24 protein-coding genes and 2 pseudogenes are annotated in these 21,773 nt (G+C 63.1%); 5 read left to right on the forward strand and 21 right to left on the reverse strand.

Features of this window, described 5'->3' with window-relative positions; translation table 11 throughout:
- Nucleotides 1–259: 259 nt before the first annotated feature.
- The 4 genes and pseudogenes from BOO71_RS21385 to BOO71_RS21400 all read right to left on the reverse strand — a co-directional run.
- Nucleotides 260–397 (reverse strand): annotated as a pseudogene (locus BOO71_RS21385) (IS982 family transposase); the annotation flags it as partial.
- 46 nt (nucleotides 398–443) lie between these two features.
- Nucleotides 444–962, reverse strand: coding sequence for a VWA domain-containing protein (locus BOO71_RS21390; protein WP_075835867.1), 519 nt, complete (start codon nucleotides 960–962; stop codon nucleotides 444–446).
- 781 nt (nucleotides 963–1,743) lie between these two features.
- Nucleotides 1,744–2,553, reverse strand: coding sequence for a hypothetical protein (locus BOO71_RS21395; RefSeq protein ID WP_075835869.1), 810 nt, complete (start codon nucleotides 2,551–2,553; stop codon nucleotides 1,744–1,746).
- A gap of 24 nt (nucleotides 2,554–2,577) precedes the next feature.
- Nucleotides 2,578–4,197, reverse strand: coding sequence for an AAA family ATPase (locus tag BOO71_RS21400; protein ID WP_075835871.1), 1,620 nt, complete (start codon nucleotides 4,195–4,197; stop codon nucleotides 2,578–2,580).
- A 648-nt stretch (nucleotides 4,198–4,845) separates the two neighbouring features.
- Here BOO71_RS21400 and BOO71_RS28045 point away from each other — a divergent pair.
- From BOO71_RS28045 to BOO71_RS21425, 5 genes are all read left to right on the forward strand, one after another.
- The gene (locus BOO71_RS28045) at nucleotides 4,846–5,721 is read left to right on the forward strand and encodes a hypothetical protein (protein WP_075835873.1); all 876 of its coding nucleotides are present in this window, start codon (nucleotides 4,846–4,848) and stop codon (nucleotides 5,719–5,721) included.
- Nucleotides 5,722–5,790: 69 nt separating this feature from the next.
- Nucleotides 5,791–5,934, forward strand: coding sequence for a hypothetical protein (locus tag BOO71_RS28050; RefSeq protein WP_175607501.1), 144 nt, complete (start codon nucleotides 5,791–5,793; stop codon nucleotides 5,932–5,934).
- A gap of 45 nt (nucleotides 5,935–5,979) precedes the next feature.
- Nucleotides 5,980–6,839, forward strand: a protein-coding gene (locus tag BOO71_RS26525) for an IS5 family transposase (protein ID WP_139323103.1) whose coding sequence is annotated in 2 segments (ribosomal slippage) — nucleotides 5,980–6,352 and nucleotides 6,352–6,839 — 861 coding nt in all. Because the reading frame shifts where the segments join, the coding sequence is not laid out codon by codon here.
- A gap of 258 nt (nucleotides 6,840–7,097) precedes the next feature.
- On the forward strand, nucleotides 7,098–8,423 hold the full coding sequence (locus tag BOO71_RS21420; RefSeq protein WP_075835879.1) for a cation:proton antiporter: 1,326 nt from the start codon (nucleotides 7,098–7,100) through the stop codon (nucleotides 8,421–8,423).
- Between the two features lie 178 nt (nucleotides 8,424–8,601).
- Nucleotides 8,602–8,826 carry a hypothetical protein gene (locus BOO71_RS21425; protein WP_075835881.1) on the forward strand — a complete coding sequence of 75 codons (225 nt, stop codon included), beginning with the start codon at nucleotides 8,602–8,604 and terminating at the stop codon, nucleotides 8,824–8,826.
- A gap of 81 nt (nucleotides 8,827–8,907) precedes the next feature.
- On the opposite strand, the gene BOO71_RS21430 is transcribed toward BOO71_RS21425, so the two are convergent.
- The 17 genes and pseudogenes from BOO71_RS21430 to BOO71_RS21505 form a co-directional block, all read right to left on the reverse strand.
- On the reverse strand, nucleotides 8,908–9,447 hold the full coding sequence (locus tag BOO71_RS21430) for a Dps family protein (protein WP_075835883.1): 540 nt from the start codon (nucleotides 9,445–9,447) through the stop codon (nucleotides 8,908–8,910).
- A gap of 250 nt (nucleotides 9,448–9,697) precedes the next feature.
- Nucleotides 9,698–9,889: a hypothetical protein gene (locus tag BOO71_RS21435; RefSeq protein WP_075835885.1), complete on the reverse strand. Its 192-nt coding sequence runs from the start codon at nucleotides 9,887–9,889 to the stop codon at nucleotides 9,698–9,700.
- A 166-nt stretch (nucleotides 9,890–10,055) separates the two neighbouring features.
- Nucleotides 10,056–10,361 carry a hypothetical protein gene (locus tag BOO71_RS21440; protein ID WP_075835887.1) on the reverse strand — a complete coding sequence of 102 codons (306 nt, stop codon included), beginning with the start codon at nucleotides 10,359–10,361 and terminating at the stop codon, nucleotides 10,056–10,058.
- An 11-nt stretch (nucleotides 10,362–10,372) separates the two neighbouring features.
- Nucleotides 10,373–10,951, reverse strand: coding sequence for a hypothetical protein (locus tag BOO71_RS21445; RefSeq protein ID WP_075835890.1), 579 nt, complete (start codon nucleotides 10,949–10,951; stop codon nucleotides 10,373–10,375).
- Nucleotides 10,951–11,088 carry a hypothetical protein gene (locus tag BOO71_RS28055; protein ID WP_175607502.1) on the reverse strand — a complete coding sequence of 46 codons (138 nt, stop codon included), beginning with the start codon at nucleotides 11,086–11,088 and terminating at the stop codon, nucleotides 10,951–10,953. The genes BOO71_RS21445 and BOO71_RS28055 overlap by 1 nt, the downstream gene beginning before the upstream one ends.
- A 35-nt stretch (nucleotides 11,089–11,123) precedes the next feature.
- Nucleotides 11,124–12,254, reverse strand: a complete 1,131-nt coding sequence (locus BOO71_RS21450) for an outer membrane protein assembly factor BamB family protein (protein ID WP_075835892.1) — start codon at nucleotides 12,252–12,254, stop codon at nucleotides 11,124–11,126.
- On the reverse strand, nucleotides 12,251–13,099 hold the full coding sequence (locus BOO71_RS21455; RefSeq protein ID WP_075835894.1) for a c-type cytochrome: 849 nt from the start codon (nucleotides 13,097–13,099) through the stop codon (nucleotides 12,251–12,253). Before BOO71_RS21455 ends, BOO71_RS21450 begins: the two co-directional genes overlap by 4 nt.
- Nucleotides 13,100–13,102: 3 nt before the next feature.
- A complete protein-coding gene (locus BOO71_RS21460; protein ID WP_075835896.1) occupies nucleotides 13,103–13,285 on the reverse strand; it encodes a hypothetical protein in 183 nt (60 codons plus the stop codon).
- A gap of 25 nt (nucleotides 13,286–13,310) precedes the next feature.
- Nucleotides 13,311–13,817, reverse strand: coding sequence for a cbb3-type cytochrome c oxidase subunit II (locus BOO71_RS21465; RefSeq protein WP_075835898.1), 507 nt, complete (start codon nucleotides 13,815–13,817; stop codon nucleotides 13,311–13,313).
- A 12-nt stretch (nucleotides 13,818–13,829) separates the two neighbouring features.
- Nucleotides 13,830–15,362 (reverse strand): cbb3-type cytochrome c oxidase subunit I, encoded by a 1,533-nt coding sequence (locus BOO71_RS21470; protein WP_075835899.1) that lies wholly within the window; start codon nucleotides 15,360–15,362, stop codon nucleotides 13,830–13,832.
- A 52-nt stretch (nucleotides 15,363–15,414) separates the two neighbouring features.
- Entirely contained in the window at nucleotides 15,415–15,639 is a 225-nt protein-coding gene (locus BOO71_RS21475) for a hypothetical protein (RefSeq protein WP_075835901.1), read from the reverse strand.
- Nucleotides 15,640–15,691: 52 nt separating this feature from the next.
- The gene (locus BOO71_RS21480; protein ID WP_083653718.1) at nucleotides 15,692–16,609 is read right to left on the reverse strand and encodes a cytochrome c; all 918 of its coding nucleotides are present in this window, start codon (nucleotides 16,607–16,609) and stop codon (nucleotides 15,692–15,694) included.
- A gap of 244 nt (nucleotides 16,610–16,853) precedes the next feature.
- On the reverse strand, nucleotides 16,854–18,050 hold the full coding sequence (locus BOO71_RS21485) for an alpha/beta hydrolase family protein (protein ID WP_075835905.1): 1,197 nt from the start codon (nucleotides 18,048–18,050) through the stop codon (nucleotides 16,854–16,856).
- Between the two features lie 341 nt (nucleotides 18,051–18,391).
- Complete coding sequence (locus BOO71_RS28060; RefSeq protein WP_175607503.1) at nucleotides 18,392–18,844, reverse strand: helix-turn-helix domain-containing protein; 453 nt, start codon at nucleotides 18,842–18,844, stop codon at nucleotides 18,392–18,394.
- A 559-nt stretch (nucleotides 18,845–19,403) separates the two neighbouring features.
- Nucleotides 19,404–19,865, reverse strand: a complete 462-nt coding sequence (locus BOO71_RS28880) for a transposase (protein ID WP_368482892.1) — start codon at nucleotides 19,863–19,865, stop codon at nucleotides 19,404–19,406.
- Nucleotides 19,854–20,159, reverse strand: a pseudogene (locus BOO71_RS28885) (IS4 family transposase); the annotation flags it as partial. The pseudogene BOO71_RS28885 and the gene BOO71_RS28880, both read right to left, overlap by 12 nt.
- Nucleotides 20,160–20,260: 101 nt before the next feature.
- Nucleotides 20,261–21,763: an HD domain-containing phosphohydrolase gene (locus BOO71_RS21505; protein ID WP_075835909.1), complete on the reverse strand. Its 1,503-nt coding sequence runs from the start codon at nucleotides 21,761–21,763 to the stop codon at nucleotides 20,261–20,263.
- Nucleotides 21,764–21,773 lie beyond the last annotated feature (10 nt).

Genomic DNA, 21,773 nt, shown 5'->3' on the forward strand with positions numbered 1-21,773 from the left:
GCAGGACGAGACGATCTGACCAGAAGTGCCGCTTTGAACGGGTGTCGGCACTTCCCTACGAAGACTGGCGACCGTGACGTGTGCTGGACGGACACCCGTAGCGTACATCTCTGCCCAAAAACGTGGAAGTGCTGTTGCCATTCGGCAACACGGCACTTCTCTCCTGACGCTACAGCGCCCTGGATGCAAGTCCTCGTCCCATTCGACTCGTGAACCGTTTCACTTTGCGTTTGGTAGCAGCTTCCTTAAATTCCCCCCAGAGAGCAATCAGCATGGCGTCGGTGACTTTCTGGTGACGACACTTTTTTTGATCGCTGAAGTGCTTTTTAGCCCAGCGGTGAAGGGTGCGAATATTGCGCCGACGGCTTAAACTGTGATGGAGACGATATCTAGCCATATCGTCTCACTTTTTATCGTCTGGGTGCGGAAAAATCCACCCTGGTTCAAGCCCTAAACGGGGTAATGACGATCAATTCCTTTTCCAGCGGATGTGCCGGGGAATCGCTCAACACGGCCAGCGCGGGAGACAGGCAGGTGGAGCCGCCCACCTCAATGCCGGCGATCAGGGCCTGCGCCGTGAGGTACGGCATGGGTCCAGTAATCACGGCCTGATGCCGGGTGTTGAACAGGTGAACCTCGGCGCTGCTGCCACTCAGCGCGGCGGCGCGGACCACCATGCCAGCGGCGGCGCGGGCACAGCGGATGGGTTCACCGCCCATGCTGATGCTGATGTCGATCAGCAGCCGCACCCGGATGGGCATGGGCCGGCTGGCCACGGTTTTGCGGACAAAGACCCGCTCGGCGTCCCGCGCGTCCCGCCGGGCGTCGTAGCGGCCCTTGCTGCGGTGTGGACGGGTGCGCCCTGGACGCTCAGGAGGCTTCAGCAGGGGCGCGAGCCGCCGGGCGTGGCCCTCAACATCCTCCGCAATGATCGCGGCGCTGCCGGGGTCCGGCTGAGGCATGGGGGGCAGCGCCGTGTCCTGGGTGCTGGCGCGGCGTCCGTGACCCTGACTGGGCGCGTCCTGCTGCTCCCCGGACGCCTCGCCGCCTTCCTGTTCCTGGGCGCGGCGCTGTTCGGCGTCCCCGTCCCGCTCATCGGCGTCCGCACCGGACGCGCTGACCTGTTCCCACGCGTCCGGGGAACAGGTGTCGTCCGCATTCTCCGCCGCCTGTTGCTCTGGACTGACGTTGCTCGTGGGGCTGGGGATGCGCCCTGGCTGACCACTCTGGTCACCGCTGTCCTGGTCAGTGCCGCTGGATGGCCCATTGGCGTCACTGGACTCTTCCCCATCCGCCCCGGCCTGGCCGTCAGTGGATTGCCCTTCGCCGCTGTCAGGCGGCCTACTTTCATCACTGGAGCTTCCCTCACCAGTTGGGGCCTGATCGTCACGGGGTTCTGCTGCACCGCCATCAGCCTGACCATCCTCAGCACTGGGCCCATCTGGATTGGTGTCCGGCTGCTGTTCACCCCCGTCAGATGGTCCACGGTCGTCACTGGAATCACCCTGACCGCCACCGGGTTCCCCTTCACCGGATTCACCCTGATCGCCACCGGGTTCTGGTTCACCGCCGTCAGGCTGTTCACCTTCGGCAGCGGAGTCATCCCCGCCGGACGGAGCCTGATCACCATCGGGTTCTCCTGCACCCCCGTCAGGCTGTTCACCGCCTTCGCCAGAATCATCCTGCTCGCCACCGGACTGTGGTTCACCGCTCTCCGGCGGCCCCTCCCCATCAGCAGGGTCATCACTGAAACTGCCCCTGATCCTCGCCCGAATCCGTCTCAGGTTCGTCCTCCGGTTTCTGGCCGTCCTCCGGTTCAGTGGCAGCGGGGTCCTGTTCAGATGGCGGCGTTTGCTCTTCTGGTTCCGGTGCGGGCGGCGGGGTCAGGCTGCGCTGGTGCTGACGCAGCACCTCCAGGATTTCCCCGGCCACCGCAAGCACCCCCTCACTCGTCCCCAGCGTCCACGCCGACTCCACCAGCGGGCGAACCGTGCGGTGCCAGATGTCGTGGTCCTCCGCCCTGGGAGCCCAGTGCGCGTGAAAGCGGTCATGTTCAAAACGCCAGATCAGTGCGCCCTCCATCGCCGTATAACTCCACGCCCCTGCCCCACGGCCCGTCTCCGCCGCGATGTCGCCGATAAAGGTAAAGGCCGGACCCAGCTCGTGAAATTCCCTGGCCATCAGGCGCTCAATGCGTTCATCCTCCAGGCTGTTCCACAGCTCGCCCAGCTTGCCGCCCGGATTGGGGCCACTGAAGCGCACATGCCCCGCCTCATGGGCCAGCAACGCCTTGAGCAGCAGTTCCGTGCGGCGGTGTTCGTCCACCGGGTCAAAGCGGACATGGTCCGGGGGAACGGGCAACAGACTGCTGCTGATGTACACGCGGCGGGCTTCAGCATGGACCCAGGCCAGATGCCCGTGTGGATTGTTGCCGATGGTGACGTGGTAATTGCGCTTGCGGCTGCCCAGGGCAAAGAACTGGTTGACCCACTGCCGGACCTTGAGTTGCTCGTGCCAGGGCTGGGCGTGACGGAGTTTGGGAAGGGTAAACATGCGGGAACACCTCCAGGAGATGGGTCAGTAGTTGGGAAGCACGTCGTCGGTGACGATGCTGTAGATGCGTTCCAGCGCGACCGGGTCCAGCACGCCGTCCGCGCCACGGGGGCAGACGTGCGGCACCACGGTGGGCGCACACGCCATCAACACGGCCTCGTTGAAGCTGCGGCCCTCCGCGAGCAGGCCCCGGCTCTCCTTGATAAACGCGATCATCTTGCGGGGGTCCAGCGGGGATTTGAACAGGCCGTTGTCCTCTTTCATCTCCTCGTAACTGAAGTCCTCCAGCTCGGCAGCAAAGCGGGCCAGGTCCGGGTGTGGCCCGGCCAGGAACTCGTAAATCGGCAGAACGTCGTCAGGATCGGCGCGCGGCACTTCAATGACCAGGTCAAAGCGTGACATCAATGCCGGGTCTAATCCAGCCGCCGCCTGGATGTAACTGTCGCCGAGGTTGGTCGTTGCCACCCAGGTGAAGTGGCGCACCAATGCGAACATCACGTCCCCGGTGGGCAGTTTGAGCATGTGGTACCGCTCGCCTCGCTCGGGCAGTTGGAGGTCCAGTTCCTCCTGCACCTGCGCTGGACTGAGCTTCAGGCTGGGATGTTCCAGGCAGGGGCGCAGCAGGAGTTCACAGTCCTCGTAATCCAGCTGGTTCATCACCGTAATGAAGATGCTGGTGGTTTCCGGAATAAACCGCATGATCTCGTCAATGATGGCCATCACCGGCCCCTGCGCCGCGTAACTGAAGATCTGCGGCAGCGGGCCATCCACCCAGGTGGTCTCGCCGCCCGGCGCACGCAGGAAGGTGCCAAGCAGGTCACGGTCTTCCACTCCCGTGTTGCCCTGCATCTCCACCACAGGGAACTGCCGCGCAACAGCCACCTTGCGGGCCGCCGTAGTCTTGAACGTCGCGGGCGGCCCCACCAGCAATGCAGACCCACCCCGGTGCGTCAGCCGGAAAAGCTGTTCTTTCGGGGTGTTCTTGGGAATGACCACGGCCTCCCGCCACACGCCCAGCAACTTGGCGATCTCCTGGGGGCTCACGCCGGTCAATGTGGGCAGCCGGTTCTCCTGGGTCTGGGAGGCCACGACGGCCCGGCTGCCCATCAGCGCGCTCGCCTCACTGTACACCGCGTCTGAGAGGTGGTGGATGGCCCCGACGATCAGCGGGTTTTGCTCAGCCATGCGGGTGAGTTCGTCCTGGCGCACCGGAAAGCCGGTCAGCCCGGCGACGCGCCGCAGGGCCGCGTGGGTCAGGGGGAAGTGGGCGGCGTCCAGCAGTCCGGAGGCCACCGTCAGGGCGCAGGCGGAGGCCATGTGGAGAAAGGGCGTGGTCAGGTTGCTGCTCCACTGGATGGGCGTGCCTGCCCCCTGGGGAGGTCTTCTTGAGACGCCAATGACCGTCCCCAGGCTTTTGGAGGGGTAGCGGACGGTGAACTCGGTGCCTTCCGGGTTTTGGGCCACGGACAGTTCGCCGGTGAGCAGGAAGCCGATGGCCAGGCCCACGCCGGTGGCGTACATGCGGCGGGGGGGGTTGGCCGGATCGGCGCAGTCCTCCGGGGCGATCATCTGGCGGCCTTTGAGGGCGGGGACGGTTTTGAAGAAGCTCTCGGGGCGGTTGAACGCGGTGTCAAAGATGCTCATGGCTGCCGCTCACCCGTCAGGGTGAGTCTTTTTGCCCCCGTGTGGGGAGGACACGCACGCGGTCAGACCCAGACGGGCAACTGAACCGAAAGTCTCAGGAGTTGCACCTGCATAATCAGGGAAAACCTCTCCTGGTGGGAGAATCCCAGAGTCACTGGTCAATTGGTTTGGCAAAATTGAACAGGTGTGAATAGGTTGGGAAAATGCCGAAAGGCGTGATGACACTATTGAGACGCCAAGCTCTAGAGATGTGAGGGAGCGGAGAAGGGCGAGAGAATGGGAGAAACCGCCTCACGGAATCAGACCAAGATTTATCGTCTGGGACGATGCCCTTACGCTATTCATAGGTACAACTCCTGAGAATTCCCCATCGACAGGACGGGCTGACCCTGGAGGAATGTCCATTCCTGGCGCTGGTCACGGTGCTGCCCCATCTGCATCTCAACCGACTGCTGCACCTGTTCTCAAAAAACGCCGAATTCCTGCACCAGTACGGCTATTCACTCCGCTATGCAAGGTGCAACTCCTGAGGGAGACCCCTGCCGTATTCATGAATTTATGATGCCAAATGTTCCAGAACGCTGTCATTGTCCGAAACCCACGGGAGGCCACTGGACAGCAGCCGGGGCCGCGCCGCTACAGTGATCTATGTCCATCCTCTACGTCCACGGTGTCGCCATCCGCGAGGGCGATCAGCCGCAGTGGGCCACCCTGAAGCGCCTGACCCACGGAGCGCTGTGGGATGAGGTGCGGGCAGCCCTGCAAACCCATGTCGCGCCCAGCGTGAATCCCGCCGATCCGCAGGGCGTGAACACCGACTGGGTGTACTGGGGTGACCTGGGGGCCAGCCCCGCGCACGCAAGCCACCAGCAACCCGAGTGGTTCCCGCCGGATCACCCATTGACGCTGGACGCCGCTGCCCTGGCCGATGCGCTGGAACGCGGCCTGCGCCCGGAAGTTCCGGCGGACCGCTGGCCGGATCTCGTGGACGTGTGCTGGGCGGTGTCTCAGGATGCGGGCGTGCGGGCCGTGATCGGCAATGCGCCTGCTGCCGGTAGGTGGCCGGTGGCACTGTCCGCCGTTCGCGCCCGCCTGGGTCTGGACGGCGTACACCTGCCGCAGCGCCTGCGTCTGCGCCGCCGTCAGGATGTGCGCCACGCCATGCAAGACCTGCGCCGCCCGCTGAAGGGCTTCATCCCCTATTTTGTCGGGGACGCGCTGGAATACTTCACGTCACGCGGCAATCCGCAGCAGCCTGGCCTGATTGCTGTCCGCGTTCTGGCGGCCCTGAAGAAGTCCTGGCAGCTCAGCCAGGAGCGCAGTGAGCCGCTGGTGATCGTGACGCACAGCATGGGCGGCCAACTGATCTACGACGCCCTGACGGGTTTCATCCCCGCCGATCCCGAACTCTCAGACCTGCGGGCGGCGGTGTGGTGCGCGGCAGCCAGTCAGGTGGGGCCGTGCAAGGCACTGGGCCTGTTCCTGGATGACCAGACGGGAAATGGAGTGCCGCTGGACGCCTAGCCCCACCTGGGGTACTTCTGGAATGTCTGGAGCGAGGGCGATCTGCTCAGCTTTCCTGCCGGGGATAGCGTGCCGGGAGCGCATGACACCGCCTTCCCGCTGGGTGGGCGCTCCGCACATATGGCCTATCTTCACCGCCCGGAGTTCTACCGCACGCTGGCCGCCCGGGTGCGGGTCCAGGTGGCGCGGGAGGCGCTAGAAGCCAGATCATGACAGCGTTCTAGGGTCTGTCTGACTGAAGGATGGTAGGGTCATGGGATGTCGCGAACTGACCTCACGAAGGCGCAGTGGACGAAATTAGAGCCGCTGCTGCCCCCAAATCCAAAACGTGGACATGCCTATCAGCCCCACCGACCCATCATCAACGGGATTCTGTGGCGAATCAAGACAGGCGCACCCTGGCGAGATATCCCGGAACGCTACGCCCCCTGGCAGACGTGTTGGGATCGCCTGACGCGGTGGTCACGGCAGGGCCTCTGGCATCAGATTCTGGGCGTCCTACAGGCCAAAAAAGAAGAACAGGGACAGATTGATTGGTCTGGTGCCTCTCTAGACAGCGCCAGTGTCCATGCATGGCGCAGTGCGGTGGGCGCTCAAAAACAGCGTGCCAGGCTGGAAAAAAGGGGGGCGTCAAAAATGAGTGGATCGGGATCAGTCGGGGTGGGCGCACGACAAAAATCCATCTGCTGACCGATGGAAACCGTCGTCCTCTCGCTGTTCTGCTCTCTGCTGGTCAAGCCAGTGATCCCACGTATATGATTCCCGTCCTGGACGCCGTTTGCGTTGCCAGCCCAGGGCCGGGACGGCCCCGGAAGCGTCCACCTGTCCTACGGGTGGACCGCGCGTACGGACAGCCCAAGTACCGTCGGTTGCTGCGTCAGCGCGGCATTCGAATGGTTTGTCCAGAACGCGAGGATACGCGCAAAGCGCGTATTGCCAGAGGCCGTGCTGGCGGAAGACCCACCCATTTCGATGCAGAACTGTACAAGGGAAGAAATGTCGTTGAGTGCGCCATCAATCGGCTCAAGGACTTCAGGGCCATCGCGACCAGATACGAAAAGCGAGGTCACCAATTTCTTGCTGTGCTACACATCGCCCGCATCCTTCTGTGGCTCTAATTTTTAGTCAGACAGACCCTAGACCAGGTTTCGTAAGAAGGCTCTGCTGCACCAAGACCCCTCACCCAACCCGCTCCCCTCCGGCGTTGGGTGACATGGGGCGGCGCCGAGGATGTGCTGCGGACGTGCTGGCGGGAGTTCCGTACACGGTGATTTCTCGCCCTATGGCGTGGGCCGCCCGCCCACCAGCACGACTTGTTCAGGCGGCTTGCAAAACCGGGTCACCCTTACCTCACTGCGGGCCGCATACTTGTCTTCATGTCGTCCAGCGAAGTCGTCGGAGTGTTTATGGTGCTGCTGGCAGCGCTGTCGTTTGTCAACAGCCGCTTTCTCAAACTGCCAGCCACCATCGGTATTTTGATCGGTGGGCTGATTCTGGCGGGGGGCGTGGCAGTGCTGGAGAGCCTGGGCGTGGCGCTGGCTGGGCAGATTCAAGCCACCGTGACCTCCCTGCCCTTCGGCACGCTGGTGTTCGACTGGTTGCTGGGCTTGCTGCTGTTTGCCAGCGCCATTCAGATCAATGTGCGGCTGCTGTTCGAGGAGCGCCTGACGGTGGTGGCCGTAACCTTACTGACCACCCTGATCACGCTGCTGCTGATCGGGACGGGGACCTTCTACCTGCTGAACTGGGCAGGGATCCCACTGTCCTGGGCGGCGGCGCTGCTGTTCGGGGCCATCATCGCGCCCACCGACCCGGTGGCGGCGCTCCCTCTGCTGAAGGCCGCCGGAGTTCCGGAGAAAGTGGAGGCATTGATCGCCGGGGAATCGCTGTTCAACGACGGCGTGGGCGTGGTGGCCTTCGCCGTGCTGGTGGGGCTGCTCTCGCCCACCGCCGGGGGCGTGACCCTGCCCGCTGTCTTGCTGCTGTTTGGGCGTGAGATGCTGGGCGGACTGTTGCTGGGGACGCTTCTGGGTGGGGCGGCTTTTACGTTCATCCACCGGGCGGCCCTGGACGAGAATACCCGCCTGACCATCACGCTGGCGCTGGTGGTGGGCGGCAACGCCCTGGCCCAGCAATTGGAGGTCAGTGCGCCCATTACAGCGGTCATGAGCGGTCTGACCCTGGTGGCGCTGTTGCAACTGATCCGCAAGAAAAGCGAGATCAAGGCCCAAAGCAATTCTCGTGTGGCGCAGTGGAAAACCGAGAATCAAGGCACTCTGGACGACATCCAAGACCACCTGTACACCTTCTGGGGCTTCGTGGATTACCTGCTCAACGCCGCTTTGTTCACGCTGATGGCTTTTGAAATTCTCAGCCTTCAGATTGGCTGGGCGCTGCTGGCGCTGGTGCCGGGGGTGATCGTGCTGGGGCTGGTGGCCCGCGCGCTGGGCGTGTGGCTACCCATGACCCTGATCGCCCGGCGCGAACACTTTCCGCCGTACACGCGCCGCCTGATGGTCTGGTCCGGGTTGCGCGGCGGCGTGACGCTGGCCCTGGCCTTTACCGTGCCTGAGGGCGAACTGCGAAACACGCTGCTGGTCCTGAGTTACGGCGTGGTGATTTTCAGCCTGCTGGTGCAGGGGCTGACCATTCCCCGACTGGCCCGCCGCGCAACGGCTGCCTCAGAAGCTGAAGCAGCGTAGGCTGGCCCGTATACCTTCAAGCAATTAAAAGAGAGGGGTATCCTGCACGAGATTTTGCGGCTGGAGCCGGTCCTGCGGCGGCTGACCCGGCGCGTCACCAAGCCCATCACCCTCGTTCACGACGGCGAGCGCGACAGTCTCGTTCGAGATCAATGCCGCGAACGTGTAGGCCGAGGCCGTGGGCGAGGAGCCGCTGACCCTTTGCCCGGACCGGACGCTGGCATGCGGCGTGCAGGGCGGGTTTCGGCGACGGCCACCACCGCTGCCCGCCATTCAGGAGAGCGATATTTTCCTGACCCGCCTGCTGGCGCTGCCCATCCGCGCCGACGCGCCGCCCCGCGTGACCTTCAATGAACTCACCACCGGCTATGAGCTGGAAACATTTATGGTCCACCTGGCCTGAATATCTGCCGCACCCGCCCCCGTGGCAGTTCAATGGAGCGTAACGAGATTAAAAAGCGTCCTTCCCAGTCACCGCCCCAACTCAGCGGGTGTTCTCTGCACCCTGCGCGGCCTCGAAGAGGAACCACACCCGCCGCTCAGTTTCGTCGATCAGCACTTCCAGCAGGCTGGAGGTGGCGTAGTCGCGGGCGTCATCGCAGGTTTCGTGGGCGGCGCGCATGCTCGCGGCGATGCTCTGGTTGTCGGCCATCAGTTCGCGCAGCATGTCCAGTGGGGTCACAAAGTCTGCGTTGTTGTCCTGTACCGTCTGAAGGCTGAAGATGTGCGAGATGGAGCGCAGGGTGGTGCCGCCCAGCTTACGGACGCGCTCGGCCAGCGGATCGGTGCTGCCCAGCAGTTGTTCGGCCTGCTCGTCAAACATCAGATGGTAATCGCGGAAGTGGCTGCCGGACAGGTGCCAGTGGAAGTTTTTGGTTTTCAGGTACGCGGCGTAGGCGTCGGCGATGATCGGGTTAATGGCCTCGACAATCTTCTGAATGCCCTCGTCCTTCATATCCGAGGGCGTCTTCAGGGCGTCGGGGGCGGGGTAGGCGGCGGCCTTGCTGGGAGCAGTCTGGGTCATGCGGTTCTCCTTCGGCAAATGATTCTCGGTACCGGGGTGAGGGAGCAGGTGTCCGAACGCCAACCCAACGCTGCACTCTCGACGAGCGACAGACACGCAACGTGAAAATCGAATTTAGTCTGGTCTGTGACATTCTCAGGGGTAGGGTAAAACTGGGCCGTTGTGTGGTCTGGAACAACGTGTGCTGGTGGATCCAACCGGCCTACGCTCATCTGGGACAAAACCAACCCGTCTTCACCGCTGGAGGGCATCATCCGGCCAGTGCGGCACGGTGGCCCGCTTCAAGGGTCTTCAGGTCAAGCAATTCCTCGTTGCAGTCTCCGCCTCTGGCAAGCAGGAAAGCGCGGCGTTCGGCAATAAGACGTAGCACCTGACGGCGTTCCCCATCTGTCCGGGGCCACTGGCGGATTATTTCGGACCGTCTGTCCTGTTCGTCGTTCATGGCTGTTCCTCCCCCAGATGGCCTGCGGGTGTCCGTGCAGCAGTGGGTGAATGTCAGGCCCCTCCTGAGATCCCGTCAAGTACGGAACCCGAGATTGAGGAGGTGAAGCCTGACTCTGCCCAGGCAATCTGGCTGATCTTGCGCGCTCTTGTTCTCACCCGCCCCGCTATCTCCAGGCCCAGCCCACCAGCCCGGTCAGCACAGAGGTGGCCACCAGCCAGACGGCCAGCACCCGCCAGCCGCTTCCCTCCAACGGGTCACGCCTGGACCGGGCAAACCAGCGCCGGGACAGCCCCAGATAGCTCAGGACCGCCAGCACGAGGCTCAGCACGAACACCAGCGGCAAGCGCCCCGGCAGCAGCGGCACCAGCAGGCTGGGCAGCACCAGCAGCACCATCGGCGCGACGATCAGCCCGCTCAGGCCGCGCTGCAACTCACGTTCCCAGAACGAGGCGGAACTCTTCTTGATCATGACTGTCTCCCTCAAAATTGGATGTTCATGACGTTGTTCTCGTCGGCCAGGTACATCAGCAGCATCACCAGGTAGATGAAGGTGATTAGCCAGGCCAGCGGGCGCGAAGCCATCAGCGAGAACAGTGCGCCGCCGAACAGGGCGTACAGACCGTAAATGATGACGTGTTCGGCGGCGTGGGCCAGCGGATGCACGTCCACGTAGGCGTCCACCATGCGCGACATACTGAATAGGTCCAGCACCATCACGGTCAGCAGCACACCCCAGTGGACGGCGCGGGTGCGCGTCTGAAGAACTTCGCGGCCCACGCGGGGCGAGAGGTGGCTGACGGTCAGGTTGACCAGCCGCTGATAGATGCCCGAGAGCGGCACGCCCAGCATCAGCCCGGCCACCGCCATCATCATGTGTTCAGCGTTGTGAAAGTAGTCGTCCTGCACCGCGCTGGCCACCACCACCGGCAGCGCCGACAGCCCCAGGGCCAGCAGCGACGCCAGCGCCCAGACCGCGTGCGACGGGCGCAGATTGGTCTTCAGCGTGCCGGAAATCCCCCGCCACAGGGAAACGGACGAAAGCGTGGTTACCGGGCGCATCAGAAGCCCAGCCCGCCCTGCCCGGTGTTCACGGCCACCGTGGTCCACAGGGCGAAGGCAAAGCCCACCCCCAGCGTCATTTTCCAGTGTTGCCGCAGCCAGCGTTTGACCGTGTTGATGGGCTTGTCCTCATTCATGAAGTTCTCCTTGGCTGGGCGTTCAACTGAAGTGTTCATGGGGCGCGGCCCTGCCCGGCGGCGTTCTGGCGGGCCAGCGGCCAGGGGGCCAGGGCCAGCGGGCTGCGGGTTTCCAGCGCGTAAAAAGTGCGGCCCGCGCCCACGTAGACGTGTCCGTCCGGCCCGATCACCGGCGAGCCGAACACCGCGCCGTCCAGTTGCAACGCCCACTGCTCCTGTCCGGTCAGATTCACGGCGTGCAGCAACCCGTTTCCCGTGCCGACGTAGATCAGGTCACGGGCCAGCGCCGCTGATCCGCCGATGGTTTCGCCCACTTGCAGGGTCCAGGTCACCTCACCGGCTAGATTTAGGGCCGTGAGCTGTCCGTGCGTGTCGGCCACAAAAAGCTGGTTGTCCGCGCCGATGACGGGCGTGGCCTCCACGGGCGCACCCTCATGGCTCCAGCGCACCTTGCCCGCCGGGTCCAGCGAGGTCAGGCCGCTCCCCGTTCCCAGGTACAGGTTGCCCTGCGCGTCGATGGCCGGATTGGCGTACAGGGTGGAACTGGCTTTGTGCTGCCACTTGACCTTGCCCTGCGGCGTCAGGGCCAGCAGCAGCGCCTTGGCCCCCACATATACCGTGCCGTCCTTGCCCACCACCGGCGAGGCGGTGTAAAAGGTGGGGATCTTGTGTTCCCAGATCACCTTGCCCTGGTCATTCAGGGCATAGAGAAACGGGCCGCCCGCCGCGTAGACCGTGCCACCTTTGCCCACCGCCGGGGACAGCACCGGGGAATCGTCAATGTCCTTTTCCCAGCGGGTCTTGCCGTCCAGGCTGACGGCGACCAGCTCACCCACACGGGCCAGCAGGATCGTCTGCCCAGAGATGGCGGGGGTGTACAGCAGCCGGTCTTGCAGGTCAAAGCGCCAGTTCGCCTTGCCGGTGGCCGCGTCCAGCCCCGCCGCGATGCCCCTGGCGTCGGCCACAAACGCCTGTCCGCCTGGGGCCAGGGCCACCGACGCCCCGGCCCAGCCCTGGCCCTTGACCGTCCAGAGAATCTTTGGAATGCCGCCTCCAGGTGTTGCGGGCGTTCCCGGCTGCGCCCCCAGCAACGCGGCGGCCAGGGCCACGCCCCCCACCGCGCCGCCGAGCCTGGGCAGCCAGTACGTCAGCCAATGCCTGGTCATTGGCCACCTCCCGGCGGGCGTACGAATCGCCCGTCGGCCCGCTCCCAGGGGGCATTGAAGGTGTCGATGGGATTCTGGGCATTCACGCCCCCCTTGCTGATGTCCAGCGCACTGGGCGTGCCGGGGGCCGGGGCCATCACCGCGTTCAGGTAGGCCGTGACGTGTTCCAGGGCGAGCTGGCCCTGATCGTTGCCCCATTCGGGCATCAACCCGTCCAGGCCGTACTTGATCATCTGGGCCACCCGGCTGGGCGGCAGGGTCCACAGCATGGAGTCGCCCTGGAGCGTGGCCGCCGCCAGCGGGCCACCCCGCCCCTGACCGTCGCTGCCGTGACACTGGGCGCAGCGGCCCTGAAACAGCGCCGCGCCGTCCCGGAGCTGGGCGGTGGGCGCAGTCAGGGCAAAGACCGAGAATTCGCCGGTCAGGTCAAACTTGTCGGGGTGGGCTTCCACCGCTGGATCGGCGACAGCTTCCTGATAAGAGCGCACCACCGCTGGCCTGGCCTGCATCACCGAGGCCGGTTCCGGCTCGTTCAGCGGGGCCAGGTGAAAGGCGAAGTACCACGCGCCCCACAGCCCGAACATCACGAAAAACACCGCCAGAAAGCTGGGAATGCCGGTGTCGCCGGAACGGATGGTGTCCGAGTCATACTGCGCCTGTATCTGCTGGACGGTCCTGGCTTCGGCGTCGGGGCCACGCTGCGGCTGCTGGTTGTGGGCCTGGGCCAGCGCGTCTTTCTTCGCCGCCTCCTGCGCCTCGGCAGGGCGGCGGGGAGGGGGTGGGGTAGTTTTGGGCTGGGTTGGCTTTGGTGGGCTGGGCGGTGGGGGGCGCTGGTCATCAGGCATGGCTCATTCCTCCCCTGGCTCTTTCCAGGTGGGCGTTTCCTGGTTGACGCCGAACATCATGCGGTACTTTGGCAGCTCGGTCTGCTCAGGTTTGCCGGGGTTATGCACCGCCAGCATCAGCAGCATGGTGACGGTGACGAGGATGATCAGCGCCACCACGATCACGCCAATAACAGCGGTAGACATTAGCCTGACCTCCGAAGATGAATGCTCATTTGAGGGTCATCAGGTAGGCGCTGAGGGCGTCCAGGTTTTCCTCGGACAGGTACCCGAAGCTGGGCATCCAGGTGCCGGGATTCAGGCGTTCGGGATTCAGAAAATGAATCATCATCCACTCCTCGCTGGGCCACCTAGTGGCGACATGCATCAGGTCCGGCCCCCGGCGGTGCTGCCCGAAAAACGTCGGGTTCTGGTACACGTAATCGCCCGGATGACTGACCGCGCCGATATCACCCGCCTGGTGAATGGTCCCGATGCTGGACTCTGGCAGCCGCACGTTCTGACTGTGGCACTCCCAGCAGCCCGACTGCGCGTAGAGCTGGCGGCCCCGCTGTTGCTGCGCGGTGTACTGCACGGCCAGCGCCGTGGGCTGGTAGTGGTTGGTGGCGAAGTACGGCAGCACCACGGTGGTGAGAATTGCCATCGAGAAGATCAGCAGGCTCAGCGCCACCAGCAGCCCGGTGTTGCCCTCGATTCCATCAAACACCCGTTTCAGCATGCCTAGCCCCCCCTAATCCGTCGCCGTGGCGGGCGGAAAGGCGGGCGGCGAACCGGGGGCCGGGGCAGGATCGCGGGCTGTGGGGCCAGGCAACGAGGCCGGGTCCGGCGCGTGCTGCGGCACCCACGAGCGGTCATACACCGTGCGGACGATGTTGTACAGGTAGATCAGGTGCGAGGTGATGATCAGCACGCCGCCGCCCGCCACCGGCCACATCAGCGGCTGGGTGGGCCACACCGTAGAATCCATCCAGTCCTGCCCGCCTACCCGCCAGTTGGCCGACTGTACCAGTCCGGCGGTCTGGAGAAACAGCAGCAACACCACCCAGCCGAGGCCGAACAGCGCCAGATGCCACCACGCCAGCGCCTTGGAGTAGATCGGATGGCCGGTCACGCGCGGGATCAGGTAATAGCCCGCCGCCAGCACGATGGCGCTAAAGCCCGCGCCCATCGCCAGCATGGCGTGGCCCACCGTGAACTGCGAGAAATGCTCGTAGATGTTCAGGGTTCTCAAGGCCATGATGGACCCCTGCACCGAGGTCAGCAGGTAACAGGTCAGCCCGAACACCACGAAGGCCAGCGCCGGGTCCTGCGCCAGCATCTGCGTGTTGGGCTGCACCGATTTGTACAGGTTCCACACGGCGGCGAACACCGGGATGAACAGGAAGATGGAAAACATGATCGCCTCAGTCTGGAGCCAGTATGGCAGCGCGCTGGTCACGCTGTGGTGGCCGCCCACCGGCGGGTATACAAAGATCAGCGTCCAGAAGCCCACCAGTGACAGCCAGTGGCTGTAGATGGGCCGCTTGGTGATCTTGGGAATCAGGAAGTAAGCCAGCCCGATGCCGACCGGCGTGTACCACATCCCCAGGATGTTGTGCCCGAAAAACCAGTTGGTCACGTTGTCGTAAATGCCCGTATACGGGTTGTTCAGCGGATTGAGCCACAGCCCCTTGCCGATGATGATGACGATGGGCAGCGCGATCACGGCGGACAGCGAGTACCACAGGCTGACATACAGCGGACGCTCGCGCCGGTAGCGCACGGTGTTGACCAGATTCAGCGTGGCGCACAGCAAAGCGCCCAGCAGCAGCACGTCCACCGGCAGAATCGTCTCGGCGTACTCGCGGCCCCGGCTCATGCCCAGCGAGATGGTGATCCAGGTGGTGATCCCAGCGATGTTCCACAGCCACACGCTGGCGTGCGCCAGTCGCTCGCTCCACAGCGGGGCGCGGCACAGCCGGGGAACGATGAAGTACATGCCCGCCACCGATCCCATCGACAGCCAGTACCACAGCACCAGTTGCACATGCAGCTCGCGCATCTTGCCCCACACCAGAAATTGCTGCAAATCCAACGGAATGTAGGCCCAGACCTGTGGATGCGCCATGTAAAGGGCCATCAGCAGGCCGTAGGTCATGCCGATCAGCATCCAGATGGTGCCGGTCAGGAACATGCGGTAGGCGGCGGTGCCGGGCCGGGTGGGGAAAAACCAGTTGGGCCGGTCGGCAGCCGGGGCCGGGGTCAGGCGGGCGGTGTGGGTCATGGGCGGCTCCTGGGGATAGGGATAGGCGGCGTGAAGGGCTGCTTGACTTGGCTTACCGCTCCGGTACGTACTGGGTGGTCACATACAGGTACAGCGTGAAGGCCGCCACGAGGATCAGCGCCAGCACCAGCACCCACGCGGCCCACAGCGGCATCGGCTCGGGCAGGTCACTGATCTGGGTCTGGATGGACGGGGCGTCCTGCGCCTCCTGATGCGGCGCGGCGGGTGCCGGAAGAGCTGAGGCTGCTGGAACTGGGGTTGATCTGGCCTGGGTCAAGTCGCTCTCCTGGGGATAGGGTGCGGCGGGCAGATGGGGTCAGACACGCCGATCAGGGATCGGGCAGGGCCGGGACGTTCTGGGGCGCGGTGTTGTTGACCGATTGGAAGACAGGATACTGGCTGTAAAATCGGTCCTTGAACACCGGGAAGGCTTCCGGGTTGTCCTCGTCGCGGCCCAGGTAACGCAGATAGCGCAGGATGCTCCACGCCTGCTGTTTGTCAATCACCTTCTGCGTCACCCAGCCGCGCATGGGCGTGCCGACGATGCCGTTTTCCAGAATCCACATCAGTTGGCCGTCGCTGTACCGCTGCACTTCCGGGGCCGTCAGGTCTGCCGGACGGGGCTGCATGCTGCGCCCGGCAGGACTCAGGCCGCGCGCGTTGCTGCCGTGGCAGGCCGCGCAGGTCTGCATGTAGTTCTGGCGGCCCAGCACGATCTGCTGCGGGGTGTCGGCCAGCGGGTTGGTGCGGGTGTCCTCAGGCAGGATCAGCGTGCGGCTGCGGACATAGCGGGCCACCGCTTCCATCTGCGGGCGGGTCAGCAGCAGCTTCCAGGCGGGCATCCCCGTGCCCGGCACCCCCTCGGCGATGTAGCCCAGCAGTTCGCCGTCGGTCAGGTTGCCGATGCGCGGCGCGCGCAGGTCTGCCGGATGCGGCAGGATGTTCACGCCGGACAGCCCGCGCCCGCGCAGTTCGGGACCGTGACAGGCCGCGCAGGTGGCCGCGAAGACCTGCCTCCCTTCCAAGAGCGTCGCGTCATCGGCGGGCCGGGTCAGGGCAATGTCTTTGTAGCCTTGTGGGGGGCGCAGACCACCCGCGTAACTGCGGAGACCGCCGGACACGCCCTGATAGTTGGTTGGTCCACTGGCGCAGGCACTCAGGAAAATAAAGCCGAGTAGACCGAGCGTGGTCCGCAGGCAAAGGTGCCGCCTGACTGGTTTGGAAAAAACGATGGATGTGTCATCCACAGCAGTACCACCTGACCTTCAAATCTCGTTGAGAGAACGGGGTGAGGGATCACGGGCCTTCCAAGCTATGAGGGTGGAATTGGACTGTTCTAACTCGCGCTGGGCCTATCGGTACTGGCATCAACCCGGTGGATCTCAGCAGACGCGGTACGCCCAGGCTTACCGCACTCCATATGAAGCTCACCTACGGGAAATTCGCTCTGAGAGAAGGGCAAACTGCAATCGGTACTCTATAGCGAATTTACTATTTTACCAGAATCTCATCCAGCCAATCGAATACGGTTTGGTCCTTGAAAGCCAGTGCACCTGACTGACAGTGATTCTCTGCACCATCTTCTGCGGTGGTTTTCACCAGCTTCTTCGGGCAAAGCAGCGCGTCGTAGATTTTCTGGGGCTGTCCTTTGAAGAACATGTCGGCTTCGGCGTCCATGACCAGACACGGACACTCGATCTGGCCCGCAGTACCATCTATGGTGTAGTTCTTCGTTTCTTCCACAAAATCGAAAAGGGCAGGAACGCGGAAGGTCCATTTTCCCTGTGTCATATTCCAGCGCATGTTCGTATTGTTCAGCATGGCCTGTTCGATGACGTTCGCGAATGTGTCTCGGTCACCTGCATCAAAGACCTGTACTGCGGCGGGCGGAAGCGAAGCCCGCGTACTCTCATAAAAGCTGTAGACCCCATCGTAGAAGATGGCTGCTTTGAAGCGGTGTTCAAAGGCGACCGCGCGTGCGGCAAAGTAACCGCCCAGGCTCATACCTTGCAAGATCAGCGTGTTGCCGTCAACGTCTGGCCTGGTCAGCGCGTAGTCAACCACTGGCGTGACTATCTTTTCCCAGTCATAGCGGAGCGGCAATTTCCCGTCTCGAATCGGCATACCCTGGCCCGGACCATCGAAGGTTAGACAGTTGTAGCCGCGCCGAACTGCGGCAGCGGCACCAAAATAAAAGAGTTCTTCTTTGCTCGAATCGAAGCCCCCGAGGAAGATCAAGGTTGGGCGCGGCACGCCACTATTATCGACTTTGTAGAAGTAGCCCGGCAATGTGGTGTTTTCGTAAGGGATCTGGATAGGTTCCCAGATTGGCCCCATCAGCTCGGCGGCTTTGGCATAGGCCGATGCAGAAGCCTGAGCCTCAGTAAGAATGCGCGGATCGCTCGGATTGCCGTGGAGGTAGAATTCAGCCATCCGAAAATAGGTGGTGGCCCGCTGGTAGGCCTCGCGGGCGCTCACATCGTGACCCGCTTTCGCGGCGTTCTCGGCCTGAGACAGCACCCGCTGCGCACGTTTGTCCCAACCAGCGAACCAGCTCTCGAAGTCACCTTCCATGATCTGATTGGCCTTATTCACCATCTCGCCAAGGTCGGCACCACCGTGGTAAGCAAAGCCCAGATTACGAACCAACTCGAACCCAAATGAGTCGTTCTTGAAGATGATTTTCATAGCTCCTCCACGGGTCAAGATGGGGGTGACACACCATATAGTTTCAACATCTTGATCGGTGAATCGGCGGAACTGGCCGCGATTATTCTCTTCGTCAGCTGTCAGAGCAAAGATGGCACCTCTCGATTGATAGGCGGTGAAGGTTTTGTCGCTTGATCCCCTGGACCGCTACACCAACGCGGTCCAATGGCCGGGTTTTGGGCCAGAGCCAGCAACGCGATGGGGGTCGCCTATCGCCCGACTGTTAAACAGGCACCTGGGATACAGGCCATTGGACTAGTATTTCAAATGCCTGTGGCGTTGTCGTTCGCGCTTTTGCGCGGAGTTGCGCCAAATTGCGCTCAGTAGCGCGACTGCTCTCGATGTCTGCGGGGGGAGACACCCGCGAAGCGCCGAAAAGCCGTAGCGAAGTGAGCAGGGCTGCCGTAACCACACGTGAAGGCGATATCAGTGATGGATAGTTCGTCCTGGGCCAGAAGGCGCGCAGCCAATTCCATGCGCAGGCGCGTCAAGTGACGCATTGGCGTCTCTCCCCAGACGAGCTTGGCGGCCCGCAGCAGTTGAAAAGTCCCTAGCCCGGCCACAGTGGCCAACTGCGCGAGAGAAAGGTCTTGCGAGAGGTGCGTTCGCATGAATTCGTCGGCTTCTCCAAGGGCGCGGTCCCACCGACGGTCGCGGCGAAGCGGGGCAGGGCTGACGTAATGGGTGAGCAGATGACAGGCGAGAAAGTGCGCCGCCGTCTCGGCGTACAGGTCCGGTGCGCCTTGACCCATGGCCCGTTCCAAGGCAAGCATAAGGTGGGCAATGGCATGATCAGTGTGACCACACACGTCTGGTAAGCGTACTGGAAGGGTTGAACTTGGGTCTAGTTGTGTTGCGACCATATCGATGGCGCTGGCAGGTAGATGAAGTTGGAACATACGGTACGGCTGGGCGTGCCAGCGTACGCGGTCCTCTTTGCCAGATGGAGTCATGCCCAGGCTGCCGGGACGGTACGCAGCGCGCTGCCAGCGCCCCCCGCCGTGAATGTTAAGGTTAACCTCACCGGCTGTCACCAGAACGAGGGTATGGTCCGGCGTTGCTGCGGTCGTGACTTCTGCGCTGGCTGGCGTACCATAACAACGCAGTAGAAGTGAGCGCCAGCCCGCCTCCCAGCTGCACTTCATTAGGGTACATGGCAGGCGTTCGTATGCGTGTAGACTTACCGGTGAAAGCATCGGGATTTACCTCCGTGATCGCCTACAGGTCGAGTTGGCATGGCCCGGTTTTGTGCGTAAAGCTGATGAGAAGCCCGTCTCACGGTGAGTGTTGGGCTGGCCCCAAGAGTTGAAGGGTTTCGGGTAGAGACTTGACTCAGGTCAAAGGTACAACATTGGCTTCCCCTGCTCGTCCCCTGGTCCGTTCGGCAACCTCATCTGGAGTCCGGTAACCGGGTGACGAGTGTAGTCTGCGGGCGCTGTACAACGCCCGCCAACCATCGAGCAGCACTTGGGCGTGTTTGGCGGAATACAAGACTTCTCGATTCAGGCATTCCGTGCGCAAGCCGGTATGGCAGCTCTCGGCGAAGCCGTTGTGCAACGGTTTTCCCGGTTCGATGAACTTGGTTGTGATGTCCTGCACGGCGAGCCAGATACCCAGATCCCGGGCAATGAATTCGCAACCGTTGTCACTGCGGATGAAGTCTGGTGTCCCACGCTGAGCAATCACGTCCTGGAGGACGGCCTTCACCTCCATGAAAGTGAATGTTTCGGCCACCCGCAACGCCAGGGATGGTCTGGTACATTCATCCGTCAGGGTCAGCCCAGTGCGGTCCATCACCAGGGTCAGTCTGCCTTCGGGAAGGAGGGAAAGCAGGACGTCAAGGACGTCCTGTGAGGTGAACTGTGCATCGTGCAGGGTACGCGCGACGACACGGGTTTTGGATTCGAGGGTGGCATCCCGGGGAAGATGCAACGCGATCTTTCGATGGAGCGTGGATTCGGCCTGGAGCAGGGCCAGAAGGACTTCGGCGACTCGCCGAAGTGCATCAAGCCGCCCAAGTGGGAGCTGGATTTTCAGATGGGCGGCGAGCGTGTCAGCATGCAGGAGGGCGGTTTCTCTGTTCGTCACAGACTGAGATACTGCCCTTTGTGCTGCCTTCCGAAATTGTCGGCACCCTCAAGGTTGTGCTGGGAGCGGCAAGAATGCTGATGGGCAGACCAGTCTGTCATTTATGGTGAATCTGGGAGTGTCAGGAATGCTGCCACCACCTGCGGATCAAATTGACGCCCCGCCTGGGCGGCGATCTCCCGACGAGCGGCCTGAACCGTCCAGGCCAGTTTGTAAGGCCGCTCACTCGTCAGCGCGTCATATACGTCCGTGACGGCAAAGATCCGTGCTAGCAGTGCGATCTCTGCGCCGCGCAGACCGTCCGGATAGCCCGCGCCATCCCAGCGTTCGTGATGCGAGCGGATGACCGCCAGAGTGTCCGGTGACAGGATCGGCATCGATCCCGCGATATCTGCTCCCCTGATGACATGCGATTGCATCACCGAGCGCTCCTCAGGGGTCAGCGGCCCGGCCTTGAGCAAGATGCGGTCAGGAATGGAGAGTTTCCCAATGTCATGTAGGTACGCGCCCTGACGCAGTTGGTCCAGCGCTTGTGGGTTCAGGTTCAGTGCCTGGCCCAGTGCGCTGGAAAGGTGTACCACCCGCGCGGTGTGGCCCCGAGTCTCCAGATCCCGCGCTTCAAGTGCCGCGCCCAGGCCCAGCATGCCGCCTTCCAGGGTCCGGCGCACCTCCTGTACGGCCCCTTGCAATTCCAGAGCGTAGCCCAGACGCAGCGCTGCCTGTTCCAGCACCCGTTGAGGAAGCAGCGGCAGCGCCCGCTGGCGACTGATCTGGGCCAGAGCCAGAAGGCCCGTCACCGTATCAACCGGGATCACCGGGGTCATGATGACGCTCCGGGCTTTTAAATGGGTCCACGGTGGCGCTGCTGGATCCTGCTGGTAGTCCACACTGATCTGGGTGCGGCGTGTCTCCAGGGTTCGTTGAGCCAGCCCGTTCAGGGGAATGGGCTGGCTCAACCCCAGCGCTTCAGGCAATTTCAGGGACGGATCGTGGTCCAGGTAGACCGCCTGAGCGTCTGCGCCGTCCAGCAGATAATACCCTGCCACCTCAAATTGGAGGAGCTGCCGCACCTGACGGAGACCGCAGCCAATGATGTCTTCGGGCGTTTCAAGCAGTTCCAGTTGCCGCGAGAGTTCGAACAGTCCCCGGTCCTCCCCCGCTGCCTGGACCGGTCCCTCGCCTGCACTCCTGGCAAAGTACAGTTCGTGGTCAGCCAGTGCCAGGGCCGCTTCAAATCCAGCCGGACCTGTGAAAGGGGCAAGGCCGTACACCATGACCGGCTCCCCAGTCTTTTTCCTGGACAGCGTGTCTTGCAGCCGACACAGGGTTTCATCCAGCATGTCAAAGGTCACGCCGGGGACCACAGCGACGAAGTCGTCGCCATGCCAGCGGGCAACCACCGCATTGGCTGGCAGCACATCGGTGAGACCCCGGGCCACGCGGCGCAGGGCAGTATCGCCCGCTGTCCACCCCCGTTGGTCGTTCAGCCACTTCAACCGGGTGACGGCAATCAGGGCCAGAATGCCCGCCGCTTGAGGCGTGCGATTGAGGGTCCGCTGGAAGGCCGAGCGATTCAGGACCCTAGTCAGTCGGTCCCGGCCCACCGGACGACTC

This window comes from Deinococcus marmoris (assembly GCF_001949125.1).
Taxonomy (GTDB): domain Bacteria; phylum Deinococcota; class Deinococci; order Deinococcales; family Deinococcaceae; genus Deinococcus; species Deinococcus marmoris_A.

What these genes read in the sequence shown, in the direction of transcription:
- BOO71_RS21390 (WP_075835867.1), bottom strand. Translation starts at nt 962, where the DNA reads ATGCCTCAGCCGGACCCCGGCAGCGCCGCGATCATTGCGGAGGATGTT.
- BOO71_RS21395 (WP_075835869.1), bottom strand. Translation starts at nt 2,553, where the DNA reads ATGTTTACCCTTCCCAAACTCCGTCACGCCCAGCCCTGGCACGAGCAA.
- BOO71_RS21400 (WP_075835871.1), bottom strand. Translation starts at nt 4,197, where the DNA reads ATGAGCATCTTTGACACCGCGTTCAACCGCCCCGAGAGCTTCTTCAAA.
- BOO71_RS28045 (WP_075835873.1), top strand. Translation starts at nt 4,846, where the DNA reads ATGTCCATCCTCTACGTCCACGGTGTCGCCATCCGCGAGGGCGATCAG.
- BOO71_RS21420 (WP_075835879.1), top strand. Translation starts at nt 7,098, where the DNA reads ATGTCGTCCAGCGAAGTCGTCGGAGTGTTTATGGTGCTGCTGGCAGCG.
- BOO71_RS21430 (WP_075835883.1), bottom strand. Translation starts at nt 9,447, where the DNA reads ATGACCCAGACTGCTCCCAGCAAGGCCGCCGCCTACCCCGCCCCCGAC.
- BOO71_RS21435 (WP_075835885.1), bottom strand. Translation starts at nt 9,889, where the DNA reads ATGAACGACGAACAGGACAGACGGTCCGAAATAATCCGCCAGTGGCCC.
- BOO71_RS21440 (WP_075835887.1), bottom strand. Translation starts at nt 10,361, where the DNA reads ATGATCAAGAAGAGTTCCGCCTCGTTCTGGGAACGTGAGTTGCAGCGC.
- BOO71_RS21445 (WP_075835890.1), bottom strand. Translation starts at nt 10,951, where the DNA reads ATGCGCCCGGTAACCACGCTTTCGTCCGTTTCCCTGTGGCGGGGGATT.
- BOO71_RS28055 (WP_175607502.1), bottom strand. Translation starts at nt 11,088, where the DNA reads ATGAATGAGGACAAGCCCATCAACACGGTCAAACGCTGGCTGCGGCAA.
- BOO71_RS21450 (WP_075835892.1), bottom strand. Translation starts at nt 12,254, where the DNA reads ATGACCAGGCATTGGCTGACGTACTGGCTGCCCAGGCTCGGCGGCGCG.
- BOO71_RS21455 (WP_075835894.1), bottom strand. Translation starts at nt 13,099, where the DNA reads ATGCCTGATGACCAGCGCCCCCCACCGCCCAGCCCACCAAAGCCAACC.
- BOO71_RS21460 (WP_075835896.1), bottom strand. Translation starts at nt 13,285, where the DNA reads ATGTCTACCGCTGTTATTGGCGTGATCGTGGTGGCGCTGATCATCCTC.
- BOO71_RS21465 (WP_075835898.1), bottom strand. Translation starts at nt 13,817, where the DNA reads ATGCTGAAACGGGTGTTTGATGGAATCGAGGGCAACACCGGGCTGCTG.
- BOO71_RS21470 (WP_075835899.1), bottom strand. Translation starts at nt 15,362, where the DNA reads ATGACCCACACCGCCCGCCTGACCCCGGCCCCGGCTGCCGACCGGCCC.
- BOO71_RS21485 (WP_075835905.1), bottom strand. Translation starts at nt 18,050, where the DNA reads ATGAAAATCATCTTCAAGAACGACTCATTTGGGTTCGAGTTGGTTCGT.
- BOO71_RS28060 (WP_175607503.1), bottom strand. Translation starts at nt 18,844, where the DNA reads ATGCTTGCCTTGGAACGGGCCATGGGTCAAGGCGCACCGGACCTGTAC.
- BOO71_RS28880 (WP_368482892.1), bottom strand. Translation starts at nt 19,865, where the DNA reads ATGGACCGCACTGGGCTGACCCTGACGGATGAATGTACCAGACCATCC.